15 protein-coding genes are annotated in these 16,857 nt (G+C 40.4%); 7 read left to right on the top strand and 8 right to left on the bottom strand.

The features are described from left to right. Positions 1 to 13: 13 nt before the first annotated feature. Positions 14 to 580, bottom strand: a complete 567-nt coding sequence (locus tag M5F03_RS07365; RefSeq protein ID WP_249707787.1) for a YceI family protein — start codon at positions 578 to 580, stop codon at positions 14 to 16. 88 nt (positions 581 to 668) lie between these two features. Next, positions 669 to 1,238, bottom strand: a complete 570-nt coding sequence (locus tag M5F03_RS07360; RefSeq protein ID WP_249707785.1) for a nicotinate-nicotinamide nucleotide adenylyltransferase — start codon at positions 1,236 to 1,238, stop codon at positions 669 to 671. A 106-nt stretch (positions 1,239 to 1,344) separates the two neighbouring features. On the opposite strand from M5F03_RS07360, the gene M5F03_RS07355 reads away from it, so the two are divergent. Continuing rightward, a complete protein-coding gene (locus tag M5F03_RS07355; RefSeq protein ID WP_249707782.1) occupies positions 1,345 to 2,145 on the top strand; it encodes an enoyl-CoA hydratase-related protein in 801 nt (266 codons plus the stop codon). A gap of 95 nt (positions 2,146 to 2,240) precedes the next feature. Continuing rightward, a complete protein-coding gene (locus tag M5F03_RS07350; protein WP_180009959.1) occupies positions 2,241 to 3,014 on the top strand; it encodes a nitroreductase family protein in 774 nt (257 codons plus the stop codon). Between the two features lie 174 nt (positions 3,015 to 3,188). Here M5F03_RS07350 and M5F03_RS07345 read toward each other — a convergent pair whose 3' ends face one another. After that, entirely contained in the window at positions 3,189 to 3,506 is a 318-nt protein-coding gene (locus M5F03_RS07345) for a YqfO family protein (protein WP_249707780.1), read from the bottom strand. A gap of 15 nt (positions 3,507 to 3,521) precedes the next feature. Further along, the gene (locus M5F03_RS07340) at positions 3,522 to 4,403 is read right to left on the bottom strand and encodes a LysR family transcriptional regulator (RefSeq protein WP_249707779.1); all 882 of its coding nucleotides are present in this window, start codon (positions 4,401 to 4,403) and stop codon (positions 3,522 to 3,524) included. Positions 4,404 to 4,559: 156 nt separating this feature from the next. Here M5F03_RS07340 and M5F03_RS07335 point away from each other — a divergent pair, with 156 nt between their 5' ends. Next, on the top strand, positions 4,560 to 6,302 hold the full coding sequence (locus M5F03_RS07335) for an FAD-dependent monooxygenase (protein WP_249707778.1): 1,743 nt from the start codon (positions 4,560 to 4,562) through the stop codon (positions 6,300 to 6,302). A gap of 41 nt (positions 6,303 to 6,343) precedes the next feature. Here M5F03_RS07335 and M5F03_RS07330 read toward each other — a convergent pair whose 3' ends face one another. The 4 genes from M5F03_RS07330 to M5F03_RS07320 all read right to left on the bottom strand — a co-directional run bounded on the left by M5F03_RS07330 (position 6,344) and on the right by M5F03_RS07320 (position 12,593). Next, complete coding sequence (locus M5F03_RS07330; protein ID WP_180023331.1) at positions 6,344 to 6,799, bottom strand: hypothetical protein; 456 nt, start codon at positions 6,797 to 6,799, stop codon at positions 6,344 to 6,346. A gap of 78 nt (positions 6,800 to 6,877) precedes the next feature. Further along, positions 6,878 to 7,006, bottom strand: coding sequence for a KGW motif small protein (locus M5F03_RS16630; RefSeq protein ID WP_283773869.1), 129 nt, complete (start codon positions 7,004 to 7,006; stop codon positions 6,878 to 6,880). A 328-nt stretch (positions 7,007 to 7,334) separates the two neighbouring features. After that, positions 7,335 to 11,171: a phosphoribosylformylglycinamidine synthase gene (gene purL / locus M5F03_RS07325; protein WP_249707777.1), complete on the bottom strand. Its 3,837-nt coding sequence runs from the start codon at positions 11,169 to 11,171 to the stop codon at positions 7,335 to 7,337. A 387-nt stretch (positions 11,172 to 11,558) separates the two neighbouring features. Further along, positions 11,559 to 12,593 carry a M20/M25/M40 family metallo-hydrolase gene (locus M5F03_RS07320; protein WP_372491131.1) on the bottom strand — a complete coding sequence of 345 codons (1,035 nt, stop codon included), beginning with the start codon at positions 12,591 to 12,593 and terminating at the stop codon, positions 11,559 to 11,561. A gap of 211 nt (positions 12,594 to 12,804) precedes the next feature. Between M5F03_RS07320 and M5F03_RS07315 the strand changes: the two genes are divergently transcribed. The 4 genes from M5F03_RS07315 (at position 12,805) to M5F03_RS07300 (ending at position 16,856) form a co-directional block, all read left to right on the top strand. Next, positions 12,805 to 14,145 (top strand): deoxyguanosinetriphosphate triphosphohydrolase, encoded by a 1,341-nt coding sequence (locus M5F03_RS07315; protein ID WP_249707776.1) that lies wholly within the window; start codon positions 12,805 to 12,807, stop codon positions 14,143 to 14,145. A gap of 110 nt (positions 14,146 to 14,255) precedes the next feature. Further along, positions 14,256 to 14,858: a Holliday junction branch migration protein RuvA gene (ruvA, locus tag M5F03_RS07310; protein WP_180026954.1), complete on the top strand. Its 603-nt coding sequence runs from the start codon at positions 14,256 to 14,258 to the stop codon at positions 14,856 to 14,858. 245 nt (positions 14,859 to 15,103) lie between these two features. Further along, positions 15,104 to 16,111, top strand: coding sequence for a Holliday junction branch migration DNA helicase RuvB (gene ruvB / locus M5F03_RS07305; protein ID WP_168378058.1), 1,008 nt, complete (start codon positions 15,104 to 15,106; stop codon positions 16,109 to 16,111). Between the two features lie 97 nt (positions 16,112 to 16,208). Then, positions 16,209 to 16,856: a hypothetical protein gene (locus M5F03_RS07300; RefSeq protein WP_249707775.1), complete on the top strand. Its 648-nt coding sequence runs from the start codon at positions 16,209 to 16,211 to the stop codon at positions 16,854 to 16,856. The last annotated feature ends 1 nt before the right edge of the window (position 16,857 follow it).

The following is a 16,857-nucleotide window of genomic DNA, read 5'->3' as shown; positions in this document are numbered from 1 at the left end:
CAGCAAAATAGGGTTATTCAATCCGCCATTGGCCTTTGAGCTGTATCAATACTTGCTCACCAACACCACCAAGTGCTTTACGCATACCAAAATCACTACGTTTAATGGTTGCTAAAGATTGAACATCCAACACTTTTGGATTTTGTGGACTAGGGGCAAGTGTGGTATCGAAGATCACAGGCTTAGTGATGCCACGAATGGTGAGATCCCCTCGAATCATATACTTGGCATAAGCCACGGGTTCGATTTGTTTACTGACAAACTTCACGTGCTTAAATTCAGCGGCATCAAAATATTCACTGCCCAAGATTAATCCTTTCAAGCTTGGGTTACTAAAACTGATGCTATCCACATCTAACACTAAATGCGCTGAACCTTTATGCGGAATTTCAGGATCAAATTTTAGGTTCGATTGAACCTTATTAAAGCGGCCTTCTACAATAGACAGCCCCACAGATTTAATACCAAAAGTGACCTGACTATTAGGCGTTAGCGTCCATTCAGCAGCATGTAGGGGAAATACGCAAGATAAAGCGAAAGCTCCCATATATTTTGCAAACATTCCCTGACGCAAACTCATGTTTTTCTCCTGAATAAAACACAGCCAAAAAGCACTACAATGTTTATTTTTTTACTCCATTGTGGTGCTAGAAATTTTAGCGTTTTTTTTATAGCAGATTTGTTTTATCCTGAGTCATAAATTTGTGTTGAAGTTGTTTATAAATGTCTGTCTGTTGAAATTTTTGCAAAAAATCAATGGTACCTTGAGGAAAGGCATCTCGTTCAATTTCACCACGAAAATACGCTTCACGTACTGGTGTCGCAGAAATCGCCCCTTCTAGACTTTCCAGCTCAACCATTTCCCACTCGGGGAAGAATTTTAAATAATAAGAAGAATCATCTTTAAAATGTCCAATCAAACCGACTTTTGCATTCGTTTCAACTACATCATCTACCAAAGATTTGACTAACTTTTGCCATTTTTCATCGTTATATACATCAATCACATGCACAAACTTGATTCGCTTCTGATCTTGCTCTGAAAAATTCGACAAGATCATCTGCTCACGTTCTACAGCCAAAAATGGATTTTTGATATTACGTTCATTTTGCGCCGAACCAAGCGCCAGAAGCACATATTGACTTTGTTGCAAGGCAATTTTAATGGTTTGCAGATGTGCTAAATGGAACGGCTGAAAACGCCCAATGAAAACCAAATAATCAAATGTATATTTCATATCAAATCAAACTTTTTATGAACTGAGCAGTTGTGCCACAGGCTGAAATATGCGACATAATGTCGAGCATAAAATCAAAACGAAACTTTTACGCAAGGATAGTACGATGACACTGAGCTGTATTCAACAACCCCATGAACATTTGAATGCGAATTTGGACAATGGCGTACTGACCTTAGCCATTAACCGACCTCAGGCGAAGAATGCGCTGTATACAGAATTATATCTGTGGATTGCAAAAGCATTAGATGAAGCTGATCAAGATACTTCAGTGCGTGTAGTAGTACTCCGTGGTCAAGATGCAGACTTCAGTGCGGGCAATGACATGCAAGATTTTATGAAATCTGCTGCTCAAAAAGGACAAGCTCCAGCTTCAGAAGGCGCACCTTTTATTTTGTTAAAATCTGCTGCTCAATTTTCTAAGCCGCTGATTGCTGCGGTTCGCGGTGTTGCCATTGGGATTGGTGTTACGATTCTGCTTCATTGCGATCTTGTCTACAGCGACAATACTGCCCTATTCCAAATTCCGTTTGTGAGCCTTGGTCTATCGCCTGAAGGTGCATCGAGCAAGCTATTGGTTCAACAAGCCGGCTACCATAAAGCGGCGGAATTACTGTTAACTGCTCAGAAGTTTGATAGTGCGACAGCGCTTTCAGCAAATTTGGTCAATAGCATTGAAGAAGATGCTTATGCGACAGCTGCGAAAAAAGCAGCACAGTTATCTGCACTTCCACTAGCGTCTTTGGTTCAATCAAAAGCATTAATGAAACATAATGTAGATGAAATCGTGGCATGGATTGATCATGAAGCTGAGATTTTCATGGATCGTGTAGGCTCTCCAGAAATGATGGAAGCTGTTGCCGCCTTTATGCAAAAACGCAAATCTGACTTCTCTCAGTTCAATTAATGTTTTAATGTAACTAAAAAACCACTCATATTTGGGTGGTTTTTTTCATCTCAGCCCCAATCTATTTTCTAAATTAAAAAACTGGATGTTTCCACATGACCGCAGTATCACAAACTGAAACTAAACCTGAAAAGAAACGCTACTACGAGCCTGCGCCTGAAGGCATCGATATCGAGAATTTTAAAAAAGTTGTACAAAGCCGTCGTTCTGTACGTAAGTTTACCGACAAGGCCATTCCAAACGACGTTTTAGATGAATGCTTAGACCTCGCCTTGCTTGCACCGAATTCATCGAATTTACAACCGTGGACATTCTATGTCGTTCAGAACCCTGCAAAGAAAAAACAATTGGTGAAAGCTTGCTTAGGGCAACTAGCTGCAAAAACTGCTGCTGAATTGATTGTCTGTGTCGCGCGTACCGACCGTGTAGATGAAATGGCAAAACGGAATATTTCTGAATTTCCATTTCCTGAAGCACCCGCAGCGGTACAGAAGTATTACAAGTTTATTCCTTATAACTATAAAACTGGTTACTTCAACGCCCTAGGTAACTTTAAGAAAGTTGCTTTCAAAGTTGCACGTACACTGGATAAACAATTGCCTGTAACAGCTTTTAATGAAGCAGATGCAAAACTTTGGGCGAGCAAAACCACAGCATTGGCTTGTGAAAACTTAGTTTTGGCTTTACGTGCCTATGGTTTTGACAGTTGTATGATGGAAGGTTTTGATGAACCTTTGGTGAAGAAGATTTTAGGATTAAATGCCCAGCAATACCCAGTGATGGTGATTGGTGCAGGTGAACGGGCTAAAGATGGTGTATTCTTCCCGCAGTATCGTTTTGACCGTGAGCTGTTTATTCAGAAAATATAATTTGCTTTCAAAAGAATAGTCACAACCGCAATCGACTGCATAACTTTAAATATTAGGTAAGTCCCGTCTCCCTTCGGGAAGAGGAGCATTCTTCGTAAGAGGATGAGGGGCATAATCTGATAAATCCTCTCCCTAACCCTCTCCTTTAAAAGGAGAGGGAACTTTCATTATGAATTAAAAACTTACATCCACCATTTGAATGAACTCAAATGCTGGCTCTTCATAAGGATGACTTACTTTTAAAGCCCTTGCGACCTCACTCGCCTTCTCTTCAGGTACAATCATTTCCACTCGCCATTCAGGGATAGACTCTAGCTGCTCCAACTCACCAATAAATGGATTTGCACCTTTTACAGGTTTAAATTGCCCCTTCCCTAAAACTTGCCAAGCACAGTGTTCATAGTTTCCTATACCACCTGCTCCTGCTTCAAATACGGCCAGTTTAGTCGACTCTAAGTGAGACTCAGGTACATAATAAATCAGTTTTAACATTGGTTATTCCAGACGCTATTGTGCAGTTACATTATTTAAAGCACTGTAAATCATTTTCAATGCAACATTATTCGATGCATGCGGATAGGTTGCATATAAACCTAGTTTCGGTAATTCCACATCTGTTTGAATGACTTTGACCGAATCATTTAAAAATTTGAGTAAATATTCGGGCACAAAACTCAGGCCCATGCCCATATTAATCAAATTTAAATGCTGCATGACATTTGTTACCCACAGCATATGATCATGTTGATGCTGATCCAAAGGAATCAAGGCATTTAAGGTATCGTAAAAAACAGGAGAAGCATTTTGTTCACACATAATAATGGTGTGATTTTTTAACTCTTGAAGTTTTAAGATTCGATCTGATGGATGCAGATGCGCTGCACCGACTAGATAGATCTGCTCATTTAAAACCTGAATATTGGTAAAGTCGTCATGACTTAAGTGATATCGCGTAAAACTAATATCCAATTCAGTATTTTTTAGTTTTTGAATCTGCTCTGTACACGTCAAGCTATGTAAATGAATTTTTAAATCAGGGATATGTTGTTTTAATTGCGCCAAAATACTCGGCATAATTTTCAATTCTGCGACATTTAAAAAGCCAATATGTATTTGATTATTTTTGGCTTGCGCCACGTGGCGAGCTGCAGCTACAGCTTGTTTGGCATTTTCTAGTGCTTGCTCTGCATATTTCAGAAAAGCCTGCCCCTCATCGGTCAGCAAGACTTTTCGGGCAGAACGTTCAAATAATTGCACCCCAACCTCTTGCTCTAAGTCTTTAATTTGCTGACTGAGCGATGGTTGTGCCGTAAATAGTTTTTCCGCTGCCTTAGTGAAACTCTGTTCTTTCGCCACCGTCACAAAATAACGTAAATGTCGTAATTCCATTCGCTTCACTCCACACACTCACTACATCACCTGTGTCATGCAGTCAAAATACCAATAGATCTATAGTTTATATGAATATCCATTCTACTCGGAAAATCATTTGCCTAGACTGCGGACTATTCCAAGTTTGCGCTTCACATACACATGGAGTTTTGTATGACACAGCAATACGATACCGATGTTCTGATTATTGGCACAGGGCCTGCAGGTTCTACTTTAGGTTTGGCCTTGGCAAATTACGGCATTCAGGTTCAGCTTTTTACCCAATTTAATTGGTTAGCCAATAGTCCTCGTGCCCATATTACCAACCAACGTGCGATGGAAATGTTACGTGACTTAGGTATCGAAGAACAAGTTCTCGACATTGCCACACCTTGGGAACAGATGGGTGAAAGCCTCATTACCACGAGCCTTGTCGGTGAAGAAATTGCCCGTATGAGTGCTTGGGGAACCGGTGATGAACGTCATGGCGATTATATTAAAGGCAGTCCTTGTCCATTGGTCGATCTCATTCAGCCGAAAATGGAAGCTTTGTTGGTAAAAAATGCGGCTGAACGTGGTGCGATTTATAATTTTAATACTGAATATTTATCACATATACAAGATGAACATGGCGTAACAGCAACCTTTTTAAATCGTATTACAAATACTGAATTCAGCTTACGTGCCAAATATTTGGTCGGTATGGATGGGGCAAAATCCAGAGTCCTTGAACAGCTTGATTTACCCCTTGAAGGGGTGATGTCTCGTGCAGGTACAGTCTATGTAACCTTTAAAGCTGATCTTTCCAAATATGTGCAACACCGCCCTGCTATTTTGCAATGGATTGTTAACCCTGAAGCCAGCTTTGGTGATCTGGGTATGGGCTTACTCCGTGCCATTACACCTTGGAATGAATGGATTATGGGTTGGGGCTTTGATATTTCCAAGGGCGAACCACAAGTCACCGAAGAACAAGTTCGTGCGCGTCTAAATGCCTTTGTCGGTGCTGAAGTTGAAAATGTCGAGATTCAAAAACTATCTTATTGGTATGTGAACCAAACATGGGCAACTGAATACTCGAAAGGTCGTGTATTCTGCGGCGGTGATGCGGTACATCGTCATCCACCATCAAGTGGCTTAGGTTCAAATACCTGTATGCAAGATGCTTTTAACCTCGGTTGGAAATTGGCATATGCCATTAAAGGTTGGGCTGCTCCTACTCTACTTGATTCTTATACATTAGAGCGTGCGCCTGTTGGCAAGCAAATCGTGGCGCGTGCCAATCAATCTCGCTTTGACTATAAGCATCTCAAAGAGGTATTTGGTTTTGACCAAGGCATCACAACTCAAGCTCAAATGATGCAACGTATTTTTGCGAAAGATGAACAAGCTGCAGAAATTCGTCAAAAGCTATATCAAGCCTTAGAAATTAAAAACTTTGAATTTAATGCTCAAGGTGTAGAGTTGAATCAGCGCTATACATCCAATGCCATAATTGCTGAATCTGAGCCTGAGATCTTTGCCAAAGATCAACAGCTTTACTTGCAAGCAACCACGCGTCCAGGGGCTAAAGTTCCACATACTTGGATTATTGATGCCAAAGGCGATAAGCAATCAACTTTAGATATTACAGGGCATGGTCGTTTCACCCTACTGACAGGTCTTTCAGGAAAAGGTTGGAAATCTGCTGCTGAATCGTTGAATCTACCTTATTTAGATGTGATTCAAATTGGTTCCCGTGAATACCGTGATGTGTACGGTACGTGGAATGCTAAATCTGAAATTCATGAATCAGGCACTGTCTTAGTTCGTCCAGATGGTTATGTGGCTTGGCGATACCAAGACAGTACCAATACTGCTTTTGATTTTGAAAATACGTTGAAGGCGGTGTTAAAACAGATTCAATTGGCTGTTTAATCAAAAAAACCACCTTCGGGTGGTTTTATTAATTCAATATTTTAGGATTTTTCTTTCCAACAATGTTGTTTTTTTTCTACACCTATTTCAGCTTTATCTAACAACAATACTAAATTTTGTGTTCGATTATTTGAACTTTTTGGCACAAAACTATTTTGACTATATCCATTTTTATAAACGCAAATCGACCAACTATATTTTGCTGGAAATATATGAATAAATTGCAAACTTTTCTCTGCAGAAAATGTAGCAATTCCGTCCTGTGTTTTTTTTAATGTAGATTCAGTAAAAGACTTGCCTTGCCATGTTGTAAGATTTAAAAATACTTCTGCATCGTCCAACTTTTCATTTTGATCATTGATAACAGTTATATTAATTTTCGGATGCTTCGTTTTTAAAATAGGAAAGCACCCACTTAACAATGTTGACGGAAACATAAAGCCTAAAAGTAAAAATATTTTTATATCTTTTAATAATACAAATTGTTTAAAGCTCATTATTAATTTTTGCAGTTTTTTAATTATGCATTAGTTTACATAAAAAACCGCCTCACGGCGGTTTCAATTGTTCAAATATTACATCTGCAACGCATAACCAAAAAATAAAAACACCAACTGCAAACACACGACTGCACCAAAAAGCTTCCAACCCTTTTTACGCAGCGCAGACTTATCCACTGCCGAATATTCTACTATTTTAATCATGTCATCACCTCATCATGAGTGTTGATACTGAACTCGTTTACTTATCCATCTTTCTTTTATCTTGCTAGTCTTTAATCTTGCATAGTTATTGTGCATAAATTACACACTAGCATGTTTCCACAAATATAAAAGCAAAATCTAAACCAAGTTCAGTGGGAGAAATAAAAATTTAAAACCAACAAAAAACCACCCGCAGGTGGTTAAAAATCGAAAGCGATTATATGTGTAAAAATAAGCATTCACAATAATTAATATATCTTTTGGTAAATTTTAAACATAAAAAAAGCCACCCGAAGGCGGCTCTTTTCTATTATTCATCTATCTAAGATTAACCAATAAATTTACGTGCATTACGGAACATACGTAACCAAGCACCGTCTTGATCCCAATCTTCTGGTTTCCAAGAATGCTGAATCGCACGGAAGTTACGTTCAGGGTGCGGCATCATAATCGTTGCACGACCGTCTTTAGACGTTACACCTGAAATCGCTTCTGGCGAACCATTCGGGTTCATTGGGTAATGCTGCGTTGGGTTGCCTTGACTATCTACATAACGCAAGATCACTTGATCGCCAGCATTCAATGCTGCAATGTTTTCTGCGCTTGTAACCACACGACCTTCACCATGTGCTACAGCGATAGGAAGAATCGAACCTTCCATACCTTCTAACAATACAGAATTTGATTTTTCAACGCGTACGTTTACAGCACGAGCTTCAAACATCTCTGAAGTATTGCGGTGGAAACGAGGCCAAGCGTCTGCACCTGGAATTAATGGTGCAAGCTGAGACAACATTTGACAGCCGTTACAAATACCTAGAGAGAAAGTTTCATCACGGTTGAAGAATTTCTCAAATTGGTCACGAAGTTTAGGATTGAACAATACAGATTTAGCCCAACCGCCGCCTGCGCCCAATACGTCACCGTAAGAGAAACCGCCACACGCGACTAAACCTTCAAAGTCATCAAGACTGATACGGCCAGCAAGCAAGTCGCTCATGTGTACATCTACAGTGTTGAAGCCGACTTTATCGAATGCAGCAGCCATTTCTACATGACCGTTTACACCCTGTTCACGCAGAATCACCATGTTTGGACGGCGTTCATTGATGTACGGTGCTTCGATAGGCTCGTTCAAATCAAATGTTGGTTTTGCAATTAAACCTGCATGTGATTTGTCAGCGATTAACGCATATTCTTGATCCGCAGTTTCTACGTTGTCACGTAGACGTTGGATTTGATGTGACACTTCAGTCCATGCTTGCTGTAATTCAGCACGGTCTAAGCTCAAACCATTTACAGTTAAAGTATCTGTATCATTTACAGTACCTACCACTGCAATTGCATCTTTAAGGCTAGACGCTGCAACTTCAGCTTCTAAGGCAGCCCAATCTGCTTTGCTGATTTGAAGCACTGCACCAATTTCTTCTGCAAACAAGCTTGCAGTAGATTGATCTTCAAGTGCTACACCTAGGCGTGAAGCGAACATCATTTCTGCAACAGTCGCCAATAGGCCGCCATCACCGATGTCATGGTAAGCCTTGATTAGATCGCGGCTGTTCCAGTCTTGAACCAATGCAAAGAATGCTTTGAAGTCATCAAAACTGTCTACATCAGGTGTTACAGAACCAATTGCTTTATAAACCTGAGCAAGGATCGAACCGCCAAGGCGGAATTGACCTTTAGAAAGATCGATACGTACAAGTACAGACTCGATATTTTTAAGTTCAGGTGTCAATGTTTTGCGAACATCCGTCACAGGTGCAAATGCTGTGATCACGCCTGTCATAGGAGATGTTACAGATTTATCAACACCGTCATCATTCCAAGTTGTACGCATAGACAATGAGTCTTTACCTACAGGAATTGCGATACCTAAAGCAGGACACATTTCCATACCGATGGCTTTAACGCCTTCGAATAGCGCTTGGTCTTCACCTTGTTGACCTGCAGCAGCCATCCAGTTAGCAGACAATTTAATGTCACTGATCTGGTCGATTTTTGCAGACATGATGTTTGAAATTGATTCTGCTACAGATAAACGTGCAGAAGCAGCAGGATTCAACAACGCAACTGGTGGACGCTCACCCATTGCCATCGCTTCACCTGTATAACCAACAAGGCTAGTCGTTGTTACTGCAGCATCCGCTACAGGCACTTGCCAACGACCTACAAACTGATCACGTGCAACCATACCTGTAATCGAACGGTCACCAATGGTGATGAGGAACGATTTAGATGCAACAGTTGGATTCTTAAGAACGCGGTAAATCGCATCTTTCAAATCTGTTACTGTTTCAGCAGTGAAGTCATCGCCTTTACGCTCAATGGTTTCGTATGAACGGCTCATGCGTGGTGTACCGCCAAGCATCACTTGCATTGGCATATCCACAGCTTTGTTTTCAAATAATGGATCTTCAACAGTCAAATGACGCGCTTCAGTCGCTTCACCTAGTACGGCGAATGGACAGCGTTCACGTGCACATAGTGATTCAAAGAGTTCTAAAGATGATGGACGGATTGCCAATACATAGCGTTCTTGCGCTTCATTCGACCAGATTTCCATCGGAGACATGCCTTTTTCAAGCGATGGAATTTTACGCAGATCAAGTACCGCACCTAACTCGTGATCGTTCACAAGTTCAGGCATTGCATTTGAGATACCGCCCGCGCCTACGTCATGTACAGACACGATTGGGTTATGATCTTCCATGCGCCAGCAAGCATCAATCACTTCTTGGCAACGGCGTTCCATTTCTGGGTTTTCACGCTGTACAGATGCGAAGTCTAGGTTTTCACCCAACTTACCGCTGTCTACAGAAGACGCTGCACCGCCACCTAAGCCGATGAGCATTGCAGGACCACCCAGTACGATGAGTAAATCGCCTGGTTGAATTGCATCTTTTTCTACATGGTCAGGACGGATGTTACCATAACCACCGGCAATCATAATTGGCTTATGGAAGCCTTTTACGTCGCCATTTACATTTTGCTCAAATGTACGGAAGTAACCATTTAAAGCAGGACGACCGAATTCGTTGTTAAACGCAGCGCCACCCAATGGGCCTTCAATCATAATTTGAAGCGGAGATGCCATACGAGACGGCTTACCGTAGTTTTCTTCCCAAGGCTGTTCAAAGCCCGGAATATTCAAGTTAGATACAGTAAAACCTGTTAAGCCTGCTTTTGGCTTACCACCACGACCTGTTGCGCCTTCGTCACGGATTTCACCGCCCGAACCTGTTGCTGCACCAGCAAATGGTGCAATCGCTGTCGGATGGTTATGTGTTTCCACTTTCATAAGAATGTGAGCAGCTTGGCTCTTGTACTTATAAACATGGTGACCTGTTTCAGCATCTTGCTTTGGATAGAAGCGTTGTGTGTCAAAACCCACAATTACAGAAGCGTTATCTTTATATGCCGACAATACATCTGTAGGTGATTCTTTATAGGTGTTTTTAATCATTTGGAACAATGATAATGGTTGAACTTCACCATCAATTGTCCATTCAGAACCGAAGATTTTGTGACGGCAATGCTCTGAGTTCGCTTGAGCAAACATCATCAATTCGATGTCATGCGGGTTGCGACCCATTTTTGTGAATGCATCGGTTAAATAATCGATTTCTTCATCAGAAAGCGCAAAACCAAATTCAGAGTTAGCTTTCACCAACGCTTCTTTACCTTGACCCAAAATATCAATTGAGTTTAAAGGCTTTGGTTCAGTTTCAGAGAAAAGTGCCGCAGCATCTTCAATAGCATTGAAAACACTTTCGGTCATGCGGTCATGTAATGCTAGTTTTACTTCATCAGAAACAGCAGTTACGCCCTTCAAAGTAAACAAAACACCGCGTTCAAGGCGATGAACCGGTGTATTACAGTTGGCAAAAATGTCTGTTGCCTTAGACGACCACGGAGAGATGGTTCCAACACGTGGCGTCACTAAAATTTGGACTTCGTCACTTGCTGCTTGGTGCAATTCAAAAGATTGACCATCGTTGAGAAGCTGTAAAGCGGATTGCTGTTGTTGCTCGTTGAGCGCTTGGTCAAAAAGGTAAACCCATTGACTTTCAATTGATTGAACAGAACTAATTGACGTTAAACGTGATAATAGTTGAGTTTTCTTAAATGAAGAATGTGCAGGTGCACCGGCAACGATAAACATGCTGATTTTGGCTCCACGGGATGATCGAAAAGACCATGCCACAATGTGACTTGAGAGAGCGCATATTCTACTGTGTATTAGTTAAATCAGCTAGATGTGAAAGTGAAATTGTAGTGCTTATATCGGGAAGTTTAGGCAACAATGCTTTTATTTTTAAATAATAAAATTGAATTTAGTCGCACAGATTAACACAAAATTATCTGATTTTTTCATTTCATCCTAAGAATAATATTCAAACTAGAAAAATGTTTTATTTTTCAACAACAACTCACTTTTTAATCAAGCGTTCAAATCATATTTGAAAATTAATTTCAGGTCTAAATGTGTGAGATTTAAACCTGAAATTCATAAAGACTAAAATCAATTCACATTTGAAATTGAAACATTTTATTTATTCAAATCTGACAATAGATGTTGAATTACATTAAGGGCTAAGTTCAGTGAGTTTACATCTACACCATCAATCGTATCGCAAGCCTTGTGGTAGCACGGTGCAAATTCGAGTTCATCACCTTTCATTTGCTCATTAAATAAAATTAGTGAAGTAACGGGAACTTTCCCTAAAAATGGCAAAGTATCGCTTGCTGTTAAAGTCGTTACATCATCTTTAATCTGCATATTATTGGTTTTAAAATATTGACGCATACTTTGTTCTAATGCAGCATCCTGCGGGTGCTTAGGTAATTGACTCATGCTGTCTAAGATTGGCTGATAATCACTTTGTGCAAGTCCATTGGCTTTAAACTGTGCCGCCATTTCTGCAATTGATGAATGGTCACCATCGGCAATCATGATATTCGGATTCTTTGTTCCCACCATATCAACATTGATATAGGCTTGAATGCCTTGAAGCTGTTTCTCACTGAGTGATTTCACAAAAGCTTGTGAACCTGCAATACCAACCTCTTCCGAATCCCAAAAGGCAAGATATAGTGTGTGTTTAGGTTTTACCTTTTGCTTCGCATAGTCTTGTAATAATGCTAACAATACTGCAACGCCTGAAGCATTATCATTAATCCCCGGCCCCATTTTCACCGAATCATAGTGCGCGCCGACAATCACAGCGGTATCTTTGGATTGCCCTTCAATCTCAATCACAATATTTTGCCCAACGGTCTTTTCTCGATTTTCAAATGGCAACATTTGCGCGTGCAAGCCTGCTTTCTTGGCTTGTTCAAGAATATATTGTGCAGAAGCCAATCCACCTGCTGTACCTACTGCACGATTGCCACCATTTTGTTCCGCAATTTCTTCAAATGTTTGTAAATGATGCATCATGCTATTTTCTGATGCAGCAACATTTTGGTTTGGCTGCACTTTCGTTGTATTTTTTTCTGTATTGAAACTTGTACAACCTGACAAAAAAAATGTCACGCCCAAACTTAGTGCAGTCAAAGTAGGAAGAAATTGTTTTCTATACATTTAAATTATTCTCATTGAAAATTAAAAAATGGGATAAAAGGTAAATTTGCTCATCTATACTAACAGCCCTTTTTTAAATTTCTGTTTTGTTTTGCATTTCATTAAGGCAAATCACTCATACATCTTTTAAGACAAGTTGTGTCGCCCCACACTAGTGCTTTTCTGCTAAGTTTGGCATTATTCAATTCAAGTAATAATTGAATAATGATAAATGACTCAAATGCGTTGGCTTGAACTTCTTTCTACAGTTCGTATTGGTAGCAATAAACACAGTTCTGAACAGGCACGTAGCCCTTTTCATAAAGACTATGACCGCATCATATTTTCGCAGAGTTTTCGACAGCTTAATCGCAAGACCCAAGTTCATCCTTTAACTCAACACGATGGTATTCACACCCGACTTACGCATTCACTTGAAGTATCTTGTATCGGGCGTTCACTCGGCATGTTGGCTGCGGAAAAAATTAAAGATGAATTGCCAATGTGGATTTCGCCTGCCGATGTTGGCGCGATTATTCAAGCCGCTTGTTTAGCACATGATATTGGCAACCCGCCTTTTGGGCATGCTGGTGAATATGCCATTCGCGAATGGTTTGATGATGCATCACATACAGACTTTTTAAAAGATTTAAGCCCAGAAGAAGAAGCCGATGTTCGTCAGTTTGAAGGTAATGCACAAGGCTTACGTTTACTGACTAAAATTGACTATCACCCAAATGATGGTGGTATGCGCCTAACTTACGCAACCTTAGGGGCTTACTTAAAGTACCCATGGCTATCCAAAACCATTGCATCACAAGGAAATACGCCTGCCAGTAAGCGTGCCAAGTTTGGCTGTTACCAAGCCGAAAAAGACATCTTGCAGCAAATTGCAGAACAACTCGGCTTAATTCAACTCGGTGAATATCATTATTGCCGTCATCCTCTGACTTATTTATTAGAAGCAGCGGATGATATGTGCTATGCCCTGATTGATTTGGAAGATGGCATTATTCTCAATATGTTGAGTTATAATGAAGTTGAGCCAATTTTCCTTGACCTGATTGGTGATTATGGTATTCCTGCCGAACTTGCAATGACGGATACCACATGGCAGCAGAAAATTGCCGCTTTGCGTGGCCGTGTGATGAAGCGTTTGGTTGAAGAAGTGACGACAGCTTTTGCACGTCATCATAATGAAATTTTGTCTGGCCAACTTAAAGGCAGTTTATTGCAATATTGCAGTGAAGATATTGAAATCGGGATTAACCGTGCCAAAGAACTGGCTCGTGATAAAATCTTTGAACATCCGCATAAGGCAGGTTTGGAAATTATTGCACACCAAAGTTTGCAAAATATTTTGGATGCCTTTATTCCACTGACCACGCCCAATAAAACTTTGAGCTTTAAAGAGCAACGATTGATGTCTATCTTACATCGTTCAGGAGCACATTTTGGGCCGTTGCATTATGAAAACATCATGCAAGTATTGGATATTATCTCTAAGTTTTCAGATCATCAAGCCTATAATTTAGCGCAAGAGTTACAAGGGAATAAAGTTGGTTTCTTTTAAACCATTAAAATATCGAAGGCTAGCAATTCACTATCCTTCACGCTAATCTCACAACAAATTGAAATTGAGCAAATAGCTCAGACTAAACTGAAATAAAGTGAATAAATGACATGATCGGATGCTTAATTGGCGAAGTGCTGGCATTGGAAGCACCAACAGTATTACTCAATGTAAATGGTGTGGGCTATGAAATTGACACCCCACTTTCAACATTTTGCCAACTACAGAAAGGTCAAAAAATTACCCTGTGGACACATCTGGCTGTTCGTGAAGATGCACAACTGCTGTATGGATTTAGCAATGCTCAAGAAAAACTGATCTTTCGCACACTATTAAAAGTTAATGGCGTAGGCCCTAAAATGGCACTGGGCATTTTATCAACATTAAGTGTTGAAATGCTGATTCACACGGTTGAACATGAGGATGTAAACACTTTAGTCAAAGTTCCGGGTGTAGGTAAAAAAACCGCTGAACGCCTCATGATTGAGTTACGTGATCGCTTTAAAGCCATGGCTTCAGGTACGGCACCAACGAATTCAACTGTTGAACAAATTCAATTTACGGGCAACTCTGCCGTAGCCGAAGCTGAGGCGGCATTGCAATCATTAGGTTACAAGCCAATTGAAGCACAAAAGCTAATTAATGCCGTCAAAGCTGATTATACTGAAGCCAGCGACATTATCCGTGCTGCATTAAAGTCGATGAATAAATAATTTTTAGTTTCTAATGAGCACTGCATCCTTTGCCTTTTAGAGCTATAGACAGTATGTGAATCACGCAGGCGACAAGGATGTCGCCGTTAAACTGTGCTACAAGGACGTAGCATCAGTTTAACAAATGGGTTTTGTCACTTTTGCCCAGTCAAAAGTGAGAATCGCCTATACAATGGCATTTAAAGTTCAATCGCTTTTTGAGGCTATGATTCTTCCACAACGATATAGAGATTAGTTAAATAATTATGCAAGACCGTCTTATCAGTGGTTCAGAAAAACCCGAAGACCACTTCGACCGTGCCATTCGCCCAACATCCCTCGATGACTACATCGGGCAGCCTGTCGTCCGTGAGCAAATGGAAATCTTTATCGGTGCTGCGCGTGGCCGTGAAGAAGCGCTGGATCACACCCTGATCTTTGGCCCACCGGGCCTAGGTAAAACTACACTGGCCAATATCATTGCCCGTGAGATGGGTGGTAACCTAAAATCCACTTCTGGCCCTGTTCTTGAACGTGCAGGTGACTTAGCTGCAATGCTGACCAACCTTGAAGAAGGTGATGTATTATTTATTGATGAGATCCATCGACTTTCACCGGTCATCGAGGAAATTCTCTATCCAGCGATGGAGGATTACCAACTGGATATCATGATTGGTGAAGGCCCTGCTGCCCGTTCGATCAAACTGGATTTACCACCTTTTACCCTTGTGGCAGCGACGACTCGTGCAGGCCTACTGACCTCTCCTTTACGTGACCGTTTCGGTATCGTACAACGCTTAGAGTTTTATTCTGTCAAAGACTTAACGCATATTGTGACTCGATCTGCAAACTTGATGGATGTACCCATGACTGCCGAAGGTGCTCAAGAAGTTGCACGCCGTGCACGTGGTACGCCACGTATTGCCAACCGTTTATTACGCCGTGTTCGAGATTATGCCCAAGTCAAAGGTACAGGCGAAGTGACCCAAGAAATGGCTCAACGTGCTTTAGATATGTTGAATGTCGATAAAGATGGTTTAGACACTTTAGACCGTCGTTATCTTTCAATGTTATTAGAACGTTTTGACGGCGGCCCTGCAGGTGTTGAAGCTTTGGCTGCAGCTATGGCAGAAGACTCAGGGACGCTAGAAGATGTGATCGAGCCTTACCTCATTCAGCAAGGTTATGTCATGCGTACTGCACGTGGACGTATTGCCACCAATATGGCTTATTTACAGTTTGGTATGACACCACCAGAGCCGAAAGATAAATAGACGATTATTCACTGAACGACTTCAGGGAGTTAAATTCTCCCTGAATGTTTATTTAAATTTTTAAATAAATTCAATCCACTACAAACAGCAAACTAAAATGATAAATCTTGAGAATAGAATAATTAACAAAATTAATAGCGAATACATTCAAAACCTACCATTAGACAGTGCCATTGAACACATTCCCAGAGAACAACCTATCAGTTCATTTAGTCCAAAACAAATGAGTGATTTTGAAAGCTTATTCCACACCGAATACAATTATTTTATCACTGTCGAATGTGAAAACATTCTTAGCAAAGAAACCATAGAAGTAAGTGAAGATAATATCTTAGCTATTAAACAATCGCCTTCTGCATATCGTATAAAAAACCTGAGCTTCAACTATACTTCTGCCCTCATTTTTATTGGGACGTACTATCACGACGACGTACAAGCTTTGGTCAAGGAAAACTTTAAGCCAGCAAAAATTAATACATTTTATTTCAGCCTCTCATTCTTTGCTTTAGTCATACTCGTTTATGTGTTTTTCTGGATAGATCTAGCTAATAAACTTTTACTTATGTTAGTTATTGGCCTTGGCTTTTGCTGCTTAACGTATATGTATGAATCTTTAAAGGCATTACTCCCAAAGCAACAGAAAAAGAAAATGGAAGAAACTCACTTTCATATTGCGGGATATTTAGCAGCTCATCTACAGGATTTTGTCGATGCAAAATTTAAATTAGATGAACAAACAAATTAAA

The organism is Acinetobacter amyesii (assembly GCF_023499985.1).
Lineage (GTDB): Bacteria > Pseudomonadota > Gammaproteobacteria > Pseudomonadales > Moraxellaceae > Acinetobacter > Acinetobacter amyesii.
This window is presented reverse-complemented; position numbering and strand designations above follow the sequence as displayed.